At 70.0% G+C, this 13496-nt stretch carries 13 protein-coding genes, 1 tRNA gene and 1 pseudogene; 10 read left to right on the forward strand and 5 right to left on the reverse strand.

Annotation, left to right across the window (positions count from 1 at the left end):
- Window positions 1-128: 128 nt before the first annotated feature.
- Window positions 129-323, reverse strand: coding sequence for a PspC domain-containing protein (locus ABZX92_RS31750; RefSeq protein WP_045313734.1), 195 nt, complete (start codon window positions 321-323; stop codon window positions 129-131).
- 134 nt (window positions 324-457) lie between these two features.
- Here ABZX92_RS31750 and ABZX92_RS31755 point away from each other — a divergent pair, with 134 nt between their 5' ends.
- Window positions 458-1714, forward strand: coding sequence for a hypothetical protein (locus ABZX92_RS31755; protein ID WP_355567444.1), 1257 nt, complete (start codon window positions 458-460; stop codon window positions 1712-1714).
- Here the strand turns inward: ABZX92_RS31755 and ABZX92_RS31760 are convergent.
- Both ABZX92_RS31760 and ABZX92_RS31765 read right to left on the reverse strand, forming a co-directional pair.
- Window positions 1618-2223: a TetR/AcrR family transcriptional regulator gene (locus ABZX92_RS31760; protein ID WP_355567447.1), complete on the reverse strand. Its 606-nt coding sequence runs from the start codon at window positions 2221-2223 to the stop codon at window positions 1618-1620. The genes ABZX92_RS31755 and ABZX92_RS31760 overlap by 97 nt on opposite strands.
- A gap of 27 nt (window positions 2224-2250) precedes the next feature.
- Window positions 2251-3630, reverse strand: a complete 1380-nt coding sequence (locus ABZX92_RS31765; RefSeq protein ID WP_355567450.1) for a class I adenylate-forming enzyme family protein — start codon at window positions 3628-3630, stop codon at window positions 2251-2253.
- Between the two features lie 36 nt (window positions 3631-3666).
- Here ABZX92_RS31765 and lnt point away from each other — a divergent pair, with 36 nt between their 5' ends.
- The 6 genes from lnt (at window position 3667) to ABZX92_RS31795 (ending at window position 8592) form a co-directional block, all read left to right on the forward strand.
- A complete protein-coding gene (gene lnt, locus ABZX92_RS31770; protein WP_355567453.1) occupies window positions 3667-5214 on the forward strand; it encodes an apolipoprotein N-acyltransferase in 1548 nt (515 codons plus the stop codon).
- Entirely contained in the window at window positions 5198-5962 is a 765-nt protein-coding gene (locus ABZX92_RS31775; protein WP_355567456.1) for a polyprenol monophosphomannose synthase, read from the forward strand. The genes lnt and ABZX92_RS31775 overlap by 17 nt, the downstream gene beginning before the upstream one ends.
- 62 nt (window positions 5963-6024) lie before the next feature.
- The gene (locus tag ABZX92_RS31780) at window positions 6025-6981 is read left to right on the forward strand and encodes an aldo/keto reductase (RefSeq protein WP_355567458.1); all 957 of its coding nucleotides are present in this window, start codon (window positions 6025-6027) and stop codon (window positions 6979-6981) included.
- A 45-nt stretch (window positions 6982-7026) separates the two neighbouring features.
- Window positions 7027-7812, forward strand: coding sequence for a MerR family transcriptional regulator (locus tag ABZX92_RS31785; RefSeq protein WP_355567461.1), 786 nt, complete (start codon window positions 7027-7029; stop codon window positions 7810-7812).
- A 10-nt stretch (window positions 7813-7822) separates the two neighbouring features.
- Window positions 7823-8119, forward strand: coding sequence for a hypothetical protein (locus ABZX92_RS31790; RefSeq protein ID WP_355567464.1), 297 nt, complete (start codon window positions 7823-7825; stop codon window positions 8117-8119).
- A complete protein-coding gene (locus ABZX92_RS31795; protein WP_355567467.1) occupies window positions 8116-8592 on the forward strand; it encodes a TspO/MBR family protein in 477 nt (158 codons plus the stop codon). Before ABZX92_RS31790 ends, ABZX92_RS31795 begins: the two co-directional genes overlap by 4 nt.
- Here ABZX92_RS31795 and ABZX92_RS31800 read toward each other — a convergent pair.
- Both ABZX92_RS31800 and ABZX92_RS31805 read right to left on the reverse strand, forming a co-directional pair.
- Entirely contained in the window at window positions 8585-8860 is a 276-nt protein-coding gene (locus ABZX92_RS31800; RefSeq protein WP_355567470.1) for a hypothetical protein, read from the reverse strand. The genes ABZX92_RS31795 and ABZX92_RS31800 overlap by 8 nt on opposite strands.
- Before the next feature lie 49 nt (window positions 8861-8909).
- The gene (locus ABZX92_RS31805) at window positions 8910-11480 is read right to left on the reverse strand and encodes an AAA family ATPase (protein WP_355567472.1); all 2571 of its coding nucleotides are present in this window, start codon (window positions 11478-11480) and stop codon (window positions 8910-8912) included.
- A gap of 122 nt (window positions 11481-11602) precedes the next feature.
- On the opposite strand from ABZX92_RS31805, the gene ABZX92_RS31810 reads away from it, so the two are divergent.
- The 3 genes and pseudogenes from ABZX92_RS31810 to ABZX92_RS31820 all read left to right on the forward strand — a co-directional run.
- Window positions 11603-11683, forward strand: a tRNA-Tyr gene (locus tag ABZX92_RS31810).
- 89 nt (window positions 11684-11772) lie between these two features.
- A complete protein-coding gene (locus ABZX92_RS31815; RefSeq protein WP_355567475.1) occupies window positions 11773-12264 on the forward strand; it encodes a Gmad2 immunoglobulin-like domain-containing protein in 492 nt (163 codons plus the stop codon).
- A 37-nt stretch (window positions 12265-12301) separates the two neighbouring features.
- Window positions 12302-13459, forward strand: a pseudogene (locus ABZX92_RS31820) (MFS transporter); the annotation flags it as partial.
- Window positions 13460-13496 lie beyond the last annotated feature (37 nt).

The following is a 13496-nucleotide window of genomic DNA, read 5'->3' on the forward strand; positions in this document are numbered from 1 at the left end:
GCGGAGTTCGCGATCCGGGCGGTACTGGGTCAGCAGGTGTCCACGAAGGCCGCGCGCACGCACGCCGCCCGTCTCGTCGCGCGTTACGGCACACCACCCCGCGGGGTGGGCGGCGTTCTCGCGGTCGATCAGTAGCCGCGGTCCGGCATGATCACCCAGAGCACGAGGTAGACGACGAACTGCGGTCCGGGCAGCAGGCAGGACAGCAGGAACAGAAGGCGCACGGTGCCCGCCTTCATTCCCCAGCGCTGGGCGAGCCCCGCGCAGACACCCGCGATCATCCGGTTGGTCCTGGGCCTGCTCAAAGCGACTGTCGTGGTCATATACCCAGAATGCCCACTTTGGTCCAGATGTTGCATCGGGGATGAACCCTGATTTCACCCGGACGTGTTACAGCAGGTAACCCTGAGGCTCTGACCTGCGACTCCACGGTTGTCCCGAACCTTGGGGAGGCGAGATGCGCGTTGATTTCCTCGTCGACACGGTGCTCATCGCGGTCTACGCGCCGGTGCTGTGGCACGCCTGGCAGTGGCTTCGCGCCAAGGAGCGAACAGCTCCGCCGTCGCCCCTCAGAAGCCTCACGCTGACCGACAGCCCGTACCCGCGGGCGGTGCCGATCACGGTGCTGGCGGTGGCGCACCTCGCGCACAACCCGGTGAGCTTCATCGTGCTCGGGTTCCTCGTGCTCGTGGCCGTGGAGTCCGCGTGGCGCAACCGGGAGCGGTGGGTGCGCCCGCACCTGTGGGCGTTGGGGCGGCTGCGGGTTCCGGCCACGACGGTCGTGCTCACCGCGGCGATCCTGCTGTTCGGCGACACGAGGTCGCTCAGGCAGCCCGGCGTCGGGCTGGCGATGTGGATCGCCGCGCTCGCGATGGGTGCCAGCGTCTGGTTCGTCGCGCGCAGGCTGGTGCTGACGTCGTGGCCGCAGAAGACCTGGCGGAGCGCCCGGCCGGAGCTGGGATCGGTGATCCGGCTCGGGCTGTGCGTGCTCGTGGGCGCCATCGGGTGGATCTACGGGCCGCACGAGCTCACCGGGTACGCGGTGGTGCTCGGACTCGTCGTACTGCTCGGGCTGGTGTGGGTGGTGTGGGAGCTGGAGGACACCGAAGCCGCGAGGAACAAACTCGGTGAGGCCGACCGGATCCGGGCCCGATCAGCCATGAGGCCGAGCGCGCAGCAGCGGCCCGCGGTCATGCGGGTGGCACGCGTACTCGCCATCACGCCACTCACAGCTCTGGGTATCGCCTACCTGCCGATGGCCTACGAGCCGGACGGTGTGCTCACGGCGATGCGAGTGCTGGTGCTCACGACCGTCGCGGTCCTGTTCGGCGACTGGCTGATGGCGCGCAGCTCCAAGGGCGCCGAGCACGCGCCGCACCACTGGTGGTTCACGGCCGGGCTCGTCGTCGTGTCGGCGGCGAGTCTCATCGCGGTGGGCACGATCGGGCGCACGTTGCCGCTCGCCGTGGTGTTCCTGATGTTCGGCGGGCTGCTGCTGAGCGAGGCGCAGCGGTTCGCGGAGACCGTCCCGGTGCCGAAGGGGTTGCTGTTCCTGGGTTTCACGCGCACGCCGGTGGCACTGCTGATCGTGTTGTGCGTGCTGACCAGCGGGCTGAGCTACCCGACGGACGCGGTGGAGAGCTGGTCGACGAACCTCAGACAGGTGGTGCGCATGGCGTCGACGGTCATGGCCTTCGAACCGGCCAGCACCTGAAGCGCCAGCCCGTCCAGCATGCTGACCATCATGTTCGCCAGCTCGACCGGGTCGCCGGGCGAGTGGATGTCGCCGGAGCGCTGGCCGTCGCGGAAGATGCTCGCCACGATGTCGCGCCACTCGCCGTAGAAGCGCTCGTTGAGCTCCTGCAGCTCGGGGTTGCGGATGGCCTCGACCCAGAGCTCGGCCCAGACCTTCCACGCCTCGACGGTCTCCGCGCCCTCGGGCAGGTACGACTCGACGACCATGCGCAGCCGGGACAGCGGCGGCTCGTCGGACTCCAGTATCCAGCGGCGGCGGCTCACCGAGAGTTCGAAGCAGTGCTCGAACGCCGCGTCGGTCAGCTCGCGCTTGGTCTCGAAGTAGTAGTGGACCGTGCCGCCGGACACGCCGGCGTCCTTGGCCACGTCGGACACCCGGAGGTGGCGGAAGCCCTCTGCCGCGATCACCTTGCAGGTGGACGCGAGGATCTGCGCCTTGCGTTCGGCTTCCACGCTTGGACGGGGCATCCGTCACCTCCTGATTTACCCCGAACCTTACCGAAACTGGGAACGAAGCTTGCGCTTGTCGACCTTTCCGACCAACGTCGAGGGCAGTTGGGGCAGGATCGTGAACCCTCTGGGCTGGTAGAGCTCACCCAGTTCGGCGACGACCGAATCGCGAATGCTGTCGAAATCGACATCCGAGCCGTCCGTGACCAGGAACAGGTGCACCGCTTCGCCGAGTGCTTCGTCCGGCTGCGCGACCGCCGCCGCCTGCCGGATTCCGGGAAGCGTGACGAGGAAGTCGTCGAGCAGGCGCGAGTAGACGTTGTCCGAGGTCCGGCCGGTGACGATCACGTCCTTGCTGCGGTCGTTGAGGTAGAGGTAGCCGTCGTCGTCGAAGTAGCCCATGTCGCCGGTGTTGAACCAGCCGTCGCTCGTCTCCTCCAGTGTCGGCTCGCCCCAGTAGCCCTCCATGACGAACGGGCCGCGCACCCACACGTCGCCGTCGCGGGTCTCGACCTCCATCAGCGGGTTGCGCCTGCCGACCGTGCGCAGCGTGTCCGGACGGTCCAGGTCGACCTCGGCGGCGGGCATCATCGCGATGGCGTGGGCCTCGGTCATGCCGTACCCCTGGTTGACGACCGGGCCCCACTTCTCGATCGCCTGTCGCAGCCGTTTCGGGGCGAGCGGGGCCCCACCGACCATGACGTGGAACTGCGGTCCTGGGCAGTCCGGGTGGTCGAGGACCTCGTACATCATCGGCGGCACGAAGATCGTCATGTTGATCTGCTCGTCGCGGGCCAGGCGCACGAACGTGTCCGCGTCGAACTTCGACGGGCCCAGCACGAGCTTCGACCCGGTGAGCAGCGCTGTCATCGCCGTGCCGGCGCCACTGCCGTGGGTGATCAGGGTGTTGGACAGGATGTTCATGGGTGGCCGGCTCGCGCGGGTCTCCCAGAGCCCGGTCTTGCCGGAGCGGTGCACCGCGAGCTTCGGCAGCCCGGTCGTGCCGCCGGTGTACATGACGGTGGCGAAGTCGGGCGCCGGGGTGCGTTCGACGGGATCGCCCGGCAGGTCCTGGAGGTGCCAGCCGTCGAGCTGAGTGCCGAACTCCGGGTCCACCACGACCGCGTCGACCTCGGCCCGTTCGATCAGGGCCTTGAGCTCGGCGGTACCGGGCTCGGGCGGCACGTAGACGAGACGGCCGCCGACCAGGTGGACGGCCACGTTCAGCAGGACGGCCTCGGGTGTGTTGCCGACGTACACCGCCACGCCGTCACCGCGTTCGACGCCACGTCGGGTGAGTCCGTCCGCCAGCCGGAACAGCAGGTCGCGGGCCTGGGCGCGGGTGAGTCTGGTGTCGCCGCCGACGATGGCGTCGCGTTCGTCGTCTGTGGACAGTCGTTGCAACACAAGATCGACGTAGGTCATACCTCCTGTGTACTCCCGGGCTCGTACGCTGTTCGGGTGGTCGCACCCCCCATCGCGCCGGAATCGTCGGAATTGCCCGCGCGCAGGCGAAAACTGAGCTTGCCGCTGCTGCTGCGCGTGGCACTGGCCGTCGCCGGCGGCGTGCTGGTCTACCTGAGCTTCCCTCCTCGTCCGCTGTGGTTCCTGGCGCCCGTCGGCTTCGCGCTGCTGGCCCATGTGATCTACGACAAGCGGGCGCGCGCCGGGTTCGGCTACGGGCTGCTGTTCGGGCTCGGGTTCATGGTGCCGTTGCTGCGCTGGACCGGGGAGTTCGTCGGGCTGATCGCGTGGCTGCCGCTGGCGCTCGCGTGCGCGCTGATGATCTCGATCGGCACGACGGCGATGTCGGCGATCTCGAAGGTGCCCGGCTGGCCGTTGTGGGCCGCGTGCCTGTGGGTGGCGGACGAGGCGTTGCGCGGCGTGTTCCCGTTCGGCGGCTTCACCTGGGGCAAGATCGCGTTCGGGCAGCCGGAGGGGTGGTTCCTGCCGCTCGCGTCGCTCGGCGGGGCGCCGCTGGTGTCGTTCGCCGTGGTGCTGACCGGGTTCGGGCTGTTCTGGCTGTCGAGGAACTGGAAGCTCGGGGCGCCGTTGTTCGTGGTGCCGCTGGTGATCGGGTTCGTGGTGCCGGTCGGGGTGGACGCGTCCGCGGGGAGCGTGACGGTCGCCGCGATCCAGGGCAACGTGCCGCGCGCCGGGCTCGACTTCAACTCGCAGCGCCGGGCCGTGCTCGACAACCACGCGAAGAAGACCGTGGAACTGGCCGCGGACGTCGCGGCGGGCCGGGTGAAGCAGCCGGACATCGTGATCTGGCCGGAGAACTCGTCCGACATCGACCCGTTCCGCAACGCCGACGCCGCCGCGGTGATCGACGCGGCCGCGAAGGCGATCAAGGCGCCGATCGCGGTGGGCGCGGTGGTGGTCGACCGGGGCGACGGGCTGCCGCGCAACCAGGTGGTGCTGTGGGACCCGGAGAAGGGGCCGACGGACACCTACACCAAGCGCAAGCTGCAGCCGTTCGGCGAGACGATGCCGATGCGCTCGTTCTTCCGGCTGTTCGCCTCCGAGGTGGACCGCGCCGGTGTGTTCCAGCCCGGTTCGGACCCGGACGGTTTCGTCATGGGGCCGGCGAAGGTCGCACTTGACACATGTTACGAAGTGGCGTTCGACTCAGTCGTCCGCGACTCGGTGAAGGCCGGCGCGACGATCATCGCGATCCCGACGAACAACGCCACGTTCGGCTACACGGAGATGACCTACCAGCAGCTTTCCATGTCACGGGTACGTGCGGTGGAGCACGGCAGGGCGGTGGTCGTGGCGGCTACCTCGGGGGTGAGCGCGATTGTCCAGCCGGACGGTTCCGTCACTCAAAAGACTGGCCTCTTCGTGCCAGACGCCCTGGTCGCGACACTGCCACTCAGGTCACAGACTACGCTGGCGACTTGGCTAGGAGCCTGGCCCGAGTGGGTGCTGACCGCTGCGGGCCTTGTGGCGTTGGCGCTGGGCTTCACACGACGACGGAAGGACTCGAATGGCGCAGCAGCCTGACCAGGAACTCGGGCAGGTGCTGGTGGTGATCCCGACGTACAACGAGCGGGACAACATCGGAAAGATCGTCAAGAGGCTGCACACGGCACTGCCCGACGTGCACGTGCTGGTGGTCGACGACGGCAGCCCCGATGGCACCGGCCAGCTGGCCGACGAGATGGCCGCCGCCGACGACCGCGTCCACGTGATGCACCGCACCGAGAAGGCCGGCCTGGGCGCCGCGTACGTCGCGGGCTTCCAGTGGGCGCTCGACCGCGAGTACGGCGTCGTCTGCGAGATGGACGCCGACGGCTCGCACGCGCCCGAGCAGCTGCACCGGCTGCTGGACGCGCTGCCGCAGGCCGACCTCGTGCTGGGCTCGCGCTGGGTGCCGGGTGGCGAGGTCGTGAACTGGCCGGCCAAGCGCAAGTTCCTGTCGCTGGGCGGGTCGCTGTACTCGCGGCTGGCGCTGGGCGCGTCGATCCGGGACATGACGGGCGGCTACCGGGCGTTCCGCGCGGACACCCTGCGCAAGCTGAACCTCGTCTCGGTGGCCTCGGCCGGCTACTGCTTCCAGATCGACCTGCTGTGGCGGACGCTGGAGCTGGGCTTCCGCGTGCGCGAGGTGCCGATCACGTTCCTGGAGCGCGAGTTCGGCGAGTCGAAGATGAGCGGCAACATCGTCCGCGAGGCGCTGATCCGCGTGACGAAGTGGGGCCTGCGCCGCCGGGGCAACCAGGTGAAGGCCCTGTTCTCGGGCAAGAAGTAGCAGTCCGCCCTGGACCGTCCGGTTCGGACGGTCCAGGGCTCGTACGTCCTCGGGGGAGTGACGTGGAACAGCATTCGATATCAGGCGTCGGCGTGAGCGCGCTGTGCCTGGGCACGATGTACTTCGGCACGACCGTGGATGAGAAGCGGGCGTTCGCCGTGCTCGACCGGTTCGTCGAGGCGGGTGGCACGTTCATCGACACCGCCAACACCTACTCGTTCTGGGTGGACGGCGGCACCGGCGTGGAGAGCGAGGAGCTGCTGGGCCGGTGGCTCAGCGCCCGCGGCATCCGCGACGAGTTGGTGCTGGCCACCAAGGTCGGCGCGCTGCCGGATCCGCCGGGCGCGGCGTGGCCGGAGCACGCGGAGGGGTTGTCGCGGGAGGTCGTCCGCAGGCAGCTCACGGCCAGCATGCGGCGTCTCGGCACCGACCACCTCGACGTGTACTACGCGCACATCGAAGACCGCCGCACACCGCTTCACGACACCGTGGCCACCTTCGGGGAGCTGGTGACCGACGGGCTGGTCCGGGCCACCGGTCTCAGCAACCACGCGGCGTGGCGCGTCGCCGCGGCACGGGAGATCGCGAAGGCCCAGGGAGTACCGGGGTTCACGGCCGTGCAGCAGCGGCACACCTACCTGCGGCCGCGGGTGGGCGCGGAGTTCGGCGCGAATCCGCACATCAGCGACGAGATGCTGGACTACGCGCGCACGGAGCCCGGCGTGACAGTGCTCGGCTATTCGGTGCTGTTGTCCGGCGCGTACACCCGTGCCGACCGGCCGTTGCCCGAGCAGTACGACCACGAGGACAGCAGGCGGCGGCTGAAGGTGCTGGCCGAGGTGGCTGCCGAACTGGGAGCGACACCGAACCAGGTCGTGCTCGCGTGGCTGCTGGGCGGCGACCCGCCGGTGCTGCCGATCCTCGGCGTGAGTTCGGTGGAGCAGCTCGACGAATGCCTCGGTGCGCTCGACCTCGTGCTGGACGACGAACTGCGGCAGAGGCTCGACGCCGCGCGCTGACCCTCCGCGCATTACGATTCAAAATCGTTGCGCGGAGGTGAGCGGGTGGAGTGGAGTGCCGGTGCGGTCGCGCGGATGCTCGGCATCTCGCCGACGACCCTGCGCACGTGGGACCGCCGCTACGGCCTCGGTCCCACGACGCGGCACGAGGGCAAGCACCGCCGCTACAACGATGACGACGTCGCGCGGCTGAAGCGCATGGTCGAGCTGACCGCGTCAGGCGTCGCGCCCGCGTCGGCGGCTGCCTCCCTGACGCCTGGCGACCCCGACTTCTGGGCGGCCGCCGACGAGCTCGACGCGGCACGGATGCGCCGGGTCGCCGTCGGCCTGATCGCTCGCCACGGCGTCGTGCACACGTGGGACGCGGTGCTGCTGCCGTTCCTGATCGAGCTGGGCGAACGGGTGTCGTCGAACGTCGCCGGCATCGAGGTCGAGCACGTCGCGAGCCTCAGCATCTCCGACGCCATGCGAGTGTCCGGATCGGCGGCGGAGGTGCCGTCGGTGGTGCTGGCGTGTGCGCCGGACGAGCAGCACAGCCTGCCGTTGGACGTCCTCGCGGCCGCGCTCGCCGAGCAGGGGCGTGCGTCGCGCAACCTCGGTGCGCGGGTGCCAGGGGGTGCGCTGATCAGTGCGGTGAAGCGGCTGCAGGCGACCGTGGTGTTCGTCTGGGCGCACGATCGGGTGTACGCGGAGCAGGTGCCGTTGGCGGAGCTGGCCGGGACTCGGGTGCTGGTCGCGGGGCCTGGATGGGACGGCGTGCCGCTCACCGAGGGCGTTCAGCGGGTGGACACGCTCGGCGCCGCCGTTGAAACGATTTTGAATCGAATCTAGACTGCTGGGCATGGGCCTCGCCGACCGGATGATCCGCCTGCTGTGGGCGGTCGGTGGCGAGGAGGTGGCCGAACGCGTGCTGCGTGCGCACTGGAAGGTGCTGCCGTCGGACGACCCGGCCGGGCGTGCCTTGAGAGGCAGGCTGGTCGAGGCGCTCAGGCAGGAGTCGCCGAGCCTGGCCGACCGGATCCGCCAGGCCGTGCTGGCCGACGAGATCTCCCTGCTCGACGACGCCGAACGCGCTGCTCCGAGCCGTGCCACGGTGCTCGCCATCGTCCGCGTCCTGCCTGTCGGGAGTTCCTCATGACCGCGTTGCCGCTCAGGCACCACCCCGTGCGGGTGCTGTTCTGCTTCCTCGCGGCGGTCGTCGTGACCGCTGCCGTCGGGTCGCTGTTCTCGATCTCGGCGGGGGACGAGTACCTCGGTCTGCACCGGCCGTCCTGGGCGCCGCCCGCCTGGTCGTTCGGTCCGGTGTGGACGGTGTTGTACGGGATGATCGCGTGGTCCGGGTGGCTCGCGTGGCGGCACGGTGCGTCGCGGGGAGAGCTGGCGCTGTTCGGGGTGCAGCTGGTGCTGAACGCGGCGTGGACGCCGTTGTTCTTCGGGCTCGGCTGGTACTGGGCCGCGTTCGCCGAGATCGTGGTGCTGTGGCTCGCGATCGTCGCGGTGATGGTCGTGTTCCGGCGGCGTGGCAGGACCGCCGCGCTGCTCCTCCTGCCCTACCTGGGGTGGGTGAGCTTCGCGGCGGCCCTCACGGTGTCGATCGCGGTTCTCAACTGACGGGGACGAACTCCCGCAACACCTCCAGGCCGGTGACCGTGGGCGCGCCGGAGGGCTCAGGGCCGAGGACGCGCGCGAGGACCGGGCCCAGCGACTCGCGGAAGAAGCGGTCGGCGTGGTCCTTGGACTCCCAGACGGCGATGATCTGGAACTTGCCGTCGGCCTGGCAGGCGTAGCGGGCGCGCAGGCCGTCCGGGGTGAACGAGCCCATCATCTGGTCGAGCTTTTCGAGCGAGTCGGTGGGCGGGGTCGCGATGGTGAGCCACATGGTGTTCCTCCTGAGGTCGTGTGGCTCAAACCTAGGAAGTTCGCGCTGGTCAGCCATCCGCCGGAGTACTCGGGCGGGTACTCATCCACGCCGCGATCTGGCTGCGGGTGCTGAAGCCGAGCTTGGTCAGGATGTGCTGGACGTGGTTCTGCGCGGTGCGTTCGGAGATCACGAGCTGCCTCGCGATCTGCCGGTTGGTCAGGCCGTCGGTGACCAGGCGGGCGACCTCGTGCTCGCGGCTGCTCAGCTCCGTGACGGTGAAGGCGGTCATGCCGAGCGTGCGGATGGCGCGCTCGGCGGCTCGTTGCACGGCGTCGGGGTCCTTGCCCAACGCGCGCAACGCGGCCGCGAGGTGCCAGCGGGCCTCGGCCGCGAACGCCGGGGCACCTGCCCGCGCTGCCTCGTCGACGGCGGCGCTCAGCTCCAGGGCGGCGTCCTCGTACCGGCCCAGGGCGAGGTGGCCGCGGCCGATCGCCAGAGACGCGGGACCCATGTAGGCGACGCCGTTGCCTGCCGCGTGCTCGCCGCGGAACACCTCCAGCCGGGGCAGGATCTGGGCGAGGTCGTCGAGCAGACCGAGCCCGGACGTGACGAGCACGGCGTCGACCAGGCCCGGCACCACGAAGAACGCGGGCAGGTCCCACTCGGCGATCGGGCCGGCGCGGCGGTACCACTCCAGCGCCTCGTCGCGGAAACCGGCGCGCAGCAACAGGAACGCGCGCGTCAGCTTCGACATCAGCCGGAACCGCGGCGGCGGGTCGTGGAAGTGGCGGGCCAGCTCCAGGCCGTCCTCGGTGACGCCGAGGTGGCACGCGAGCCCGCACTGCAACGCGAAGTACGCGCCGGACGCCGGTTCGCGTTCGATCACCCGCATGCGGTCGAAGGCCTGCCTGCCGACCTCACGGGCCTCGGCGAACCGGCCCTGTGCCTGGGCGAGGCAGGCCGTCACGACTTCCAGGTGCCACAACGGAACCGCGCCGCCGACGCGCTCGCACGCCAGCCGCAGCGCGGGCAGTTCCTCCTGTGCGGCAGCGAGTGCGCCGCTCTCGATCAACGCGTGGATCCGCCACATCGAGCCCCACATCGAGCCGCGCGGGCTGCGGGTGCGGTGGGCGAGGTCGATCATCTCGGTGGCGAGCCCGAGCCGTTCCGCGCGACCGGACGGGCCGGGGCAGGCCTCCTGGCGGGCGTGCAGGGCCTCGGCGAGCGCGCGGTCGTCGCCGCTCTCGCGGGCCAGGTCGAGGGCTTCGCGGCTGAGCGAGTCGAGGCGGTGCTGTTCGCCGCGGTAGAACGCGAGGTGGCTGCGCTGAGCGAGCAGCCGCGCGCGCGTCGCGGGACTGACCGGTTGCCGGAGTGCGTTGTCGCACAACGGGGTCGCGACCGCGTTCACCCCGGCACCCGGTGCGGCTTCGAGCACCAGGGCGGCCTCGGCGATCTGCTCCGGCGTCGAGGCCAGCTCGGCGGCACGCTGGGCGGCTTCGACGCACCCCGCGAGATCACCCGCGAAGTAAGCCGCTCGCCCCAACGCCACCTGCACTTCGCTGCTGTCCTCAATGGACGCTGCCGCGCGATAAAGCCGTGCGCCTTCTTCGTAGGCCAGCCGACGTACCGCGTCCTCGGCCGCGCGAATCGTCCACACCCGAGCTTGTGCCGTTGCGCCACAAGCACTCCAGTGCCGGGCAACATCGGCGTAGTGCGTGCTGCCGGTCATCGCCTCGGCGATCCGCCGGTGGATCGTCCGCCGCTCGGCCGTGGTGAGAGAAGCCTCCACGGCGTCACGGGTCAGCGCGTGCGTGAACCGGTGCCCAGTGGCGTCGATCAACGTCGAGGCCTCGTCCAACGCGCTGATCGGCAGCCCGGACGCGGCAGCGGCGAGGTCGACGTCGAAGTCGCGGCCGATCAACGCGGCCGTCCGCACCAGTTCCCGCGCCTCGGGCGACAACCGCGCGAGCCGCCCGGTGACGATGTCCCGGACACTGCGCGGCGGCTGGTCCGCACGCCACGTGCCGTCGTCGACCGCGCGGGCGATCTCCGTGACGAACAACGGGTTCCCGCTCGTCAGCGACATGACCACGGCCGCGTGCTCAGCCCCGACCAGCTCGGCGACCTCGTCGGAGGACAAGCCGTGCAGGTCGATCCGGGCAGCCGACCGCATGAGGTCCGCGGCAGCCGGGAACGGGTCGCGGAACGTCGCGAAGATCAGCACCGAACGCAGCTGCACCGCGAGATGAGCGAGCACGAGCAACGACGCCTGGTCGGCCCAGTGCACGTCCTCGACGACGATCACCAGACCGGGCCGGTCCAGCGCCGAAGCGACCGCGTCGAACACCCGGAACCTGTCCTGCGGCACCTCGGCGTCGTGCGCCAGCACGAGATCCGGATCGGCACCCGCCGCCTTCAGGATCTGCCGCCACGGCCAGAACGCCGGCGCGCCGGCGGTTTCCACGCAGTGCCCCCACACGACCTCACGGCCCACCGCGAGCGCCTGCCCGGCCAGTTCCTGAGCCAGCCGCGTCTTGCCGATGCCGGGCTCACCGCCGCACAGCACCAGCCCGCCCGTCTCCGCCGCCACCCACGACCGCACCTGCGCGAGCTCGCGGCCCCGCCCCACCACCTTCACGTCCCGGATATCGCGCGAACCCCGGACAGCGTTTCGAATAATCGGTTGAGCCGAAGCGGCGAGACAGGTCAAGATGGTCGCATCGCCGCAGCTCAGAGCGGTCGGAAATACATTTGCACAATGGTGGAGATGGGGCTGTGGAGCCCCGCCCGTCTGTAAAACGGGAGCCACGCGCAAAGGCGGTTCGACTCCGTCCTCCACCACTCATGTCGGCAAGCCGTTGCGCCACCGGGGTGACCCCGGGCAACGACCTCCTCCCGCCCCGCGACTACCTGGGTGGAAGGGGGACAACATGTCCATCGATGTGCAGCAACCGCGCCCGCTCGGGCTCGTCGGCAGCCACGTCCTGATCGGCGGCACTGCGGGCGGGGCGTTCGAGGCGCAGTTCAACTACCGGATCCACGAGGGCCACGACGAGGTCACCGGCGGGTTCGTCGCAGGCGACGGCGCAGGCGGCCACGGCCAGTTCCAGGTGAGCGTCGACGTGTCCGGCGCGTCGTTCGCGCTCGACCGGCTCTACGTCGAGGTGTTCTGGGTGTCGCCCAAGGACGGCGCCGAGCTCGACAAGATCATCGTGCCGGTGGTGTACGGGCCGCGGATCGTGCCCGGCTACCGCGTCTACCTGGAGTACACGGTCAAGGCCGGCGACACGCTCTGGGGCATCGCCACCCAGTTCTACGGCAACGGCAACCTCTACACCCGGCTGGTCCGGGCGAACCCGCACGTCATCACGAATCCCAACGTGATCCACCCCGGGGATGTGATCCGAGTTCCGCAATCCTGATCAACAGACCCTCTGGGCCGACCGCGAGTTCGGGAAGTTCTGGCTCGCCAGGATGATCTCGACCGCCGGCTCCGCGGTGTCGGGCGTCGCGCTGCCCGTCCTCATGTACTCGCTCACCGGCAGCGCTCTGCACACAGCAGCACTCGCGGCACTGACCGCCGCCCCGTACCTGGTGTTCGGGCTGCTCGCGGGCGCGCTCGTGGATCGCATGCACCGGCGCACGGTCATGGTCGTCACCGACCTCGTCAGCGCCGGGCTCCTCGCGAGCGTGCCCGTCGCGGCGGCCCTCGACGCGCTCAGACCACTTCAGCTGCTGCTCGTCGCCGGGGGAGTGGCGAGCGTCAACGTGTGGTTCGACGCGGCCAACTTCGGTGCCGTGCCCGCGCTCGTCGGCTGCGAGAACCTCGTGAAGGCCAACAGCGCGATCTGGAGCGCCTCCACCGCCGTGCACATCGCGGCACCGTCCGCGGCCGGAGTGCTCATCGCGGCGATCGGCCCGGCGGGCACGATGGCCGCCGACGCGCTCAGTTTCACCGTTTCCGCGGTGCTCGTCCGAATGATCCTCAGGCCGCTGAACCAGATCCGGGAACCCCGGATCTCCCTCAAAGCGGACATTCGCGAAGGACTGGAGTTCCTCTGGAGGGAACCCACAGTCCGGCTCTTCACCGCCTTGGGGGTCGGCCAGGCGATCGCGGGCGGCGCCGTGTCCGGTCTGATCGTCGTCTACGCCTTCCGCGTCTTCGACGTCCCTGAGCACGATCCGCGGGTCGGAGTGCTGTTCAGCGCGCTGGCCGCCGGGTCGTTCGCCGCGATCGTCCTCATGCCCGCGATCAGCGACGCCTGTCCACCCCGCAGGGTCACGACGATCGGGTTGTCCGCGGGGGTGGGCGTGCTGGGCCTGCTGGCCGGTGTCCAGCTGTGGTGGCTCGCGGTGGCCGGCACCGCGTTGTGGGGCCTGACCTCGACGATCGTGATCGTCAACGGGCTGACCGTGCGTCAGCTCGCGACTCCGGACCGGCTGCAGGGGAGGGTCAACCTGGTGGGCCGCATGGTGACCTTCGGAATCGGGCAGCCCACGGGTGCGCTGGCCGGGGGAGTGTTGGCCGACGCGCTGTCCGTGCGGGCCGCTCTGGTGATCACAGCGCTACCGCTCGTGTTCGTCGCGGTGTTCGGGTGGTCGCGGGTGAAGCCGTGAGTTGTGCCACGGGCTCAAGTGATTCTGTGCCGAGGAC

The sequence above is a fragment of the Lentzea sp. NPDC006480 genome (assembly GCF_040611995.1).
Taxonomy (GTDB): Bacteria; Actinomycetota; Actinomycetes; order Mycobacteriales; family Pseudonocardiaceae; genus Lentzea.

Coding starts and splice junctions, on each gene's coding strand:
- ABZX92_RS31750 (WP_045313734.1), bottom strand. CDS start 323: ATGACCACGACAGTCGCTTTGAGCAGGCCCAGGACCAACCGGATGATC.
- ABZX92_RS31755 (WP_355567444.1), top strand. CDS start 458: ATGCGCGTTGATTTCCTCGTCGACACGGTGCTCATCGCGGTCTACGCG.
- ABZX92_RS31760 (WP_355567447.1), bottom strand. CDS start 2,223: ATGCCCCGTCCAAGCGTGGAAGCCGAACGCAAGGCGCAGATCCTCGCG.
- ABZX92_RS31765 (WP_355567450.1), bottom strand. CDS start 3,630: ATGACCTACGTCGATCTTGTGTTGCAACGACTGTCCACAGACGACGAA.
- ABZX92_RS31775 (WP_355567456.1), top strand. CDS start 5,198: ATGGCGCAGCAGCCTGACCAGGAACTCGGGCAGGTGCTGGTGGTGATC.
- ABZX92_RS31790 (WP_355567464.1), top strand. CDS start 7,823: ATGGGCCTCGCCGACCGGATGATCCGCCTGCTGTGGGCGGTCGGTGGC.
- ABZX92_RS31795 (WP_355567467.1), top strand. CDS start 8,116: ATGACCGCGTTGCCGCTCAGGCACCACCCCGTGCGGGTGCTGTTCTGC.
- ABZX92_RS31800 (WP_355567470.1), bottom strand. CDS start 8,860: ATGTGGCTCACCATCGCGACCCCGCCCACCGACTCGCTCGAAAAGCTC.
- ABZX92_RS31815 (WP_355567475.1), top strand. CDS start 11,773: ATGTCCATCGATGTGCAGCAACCGCGCCCGCTCGGGCTCGTCGGCAGC.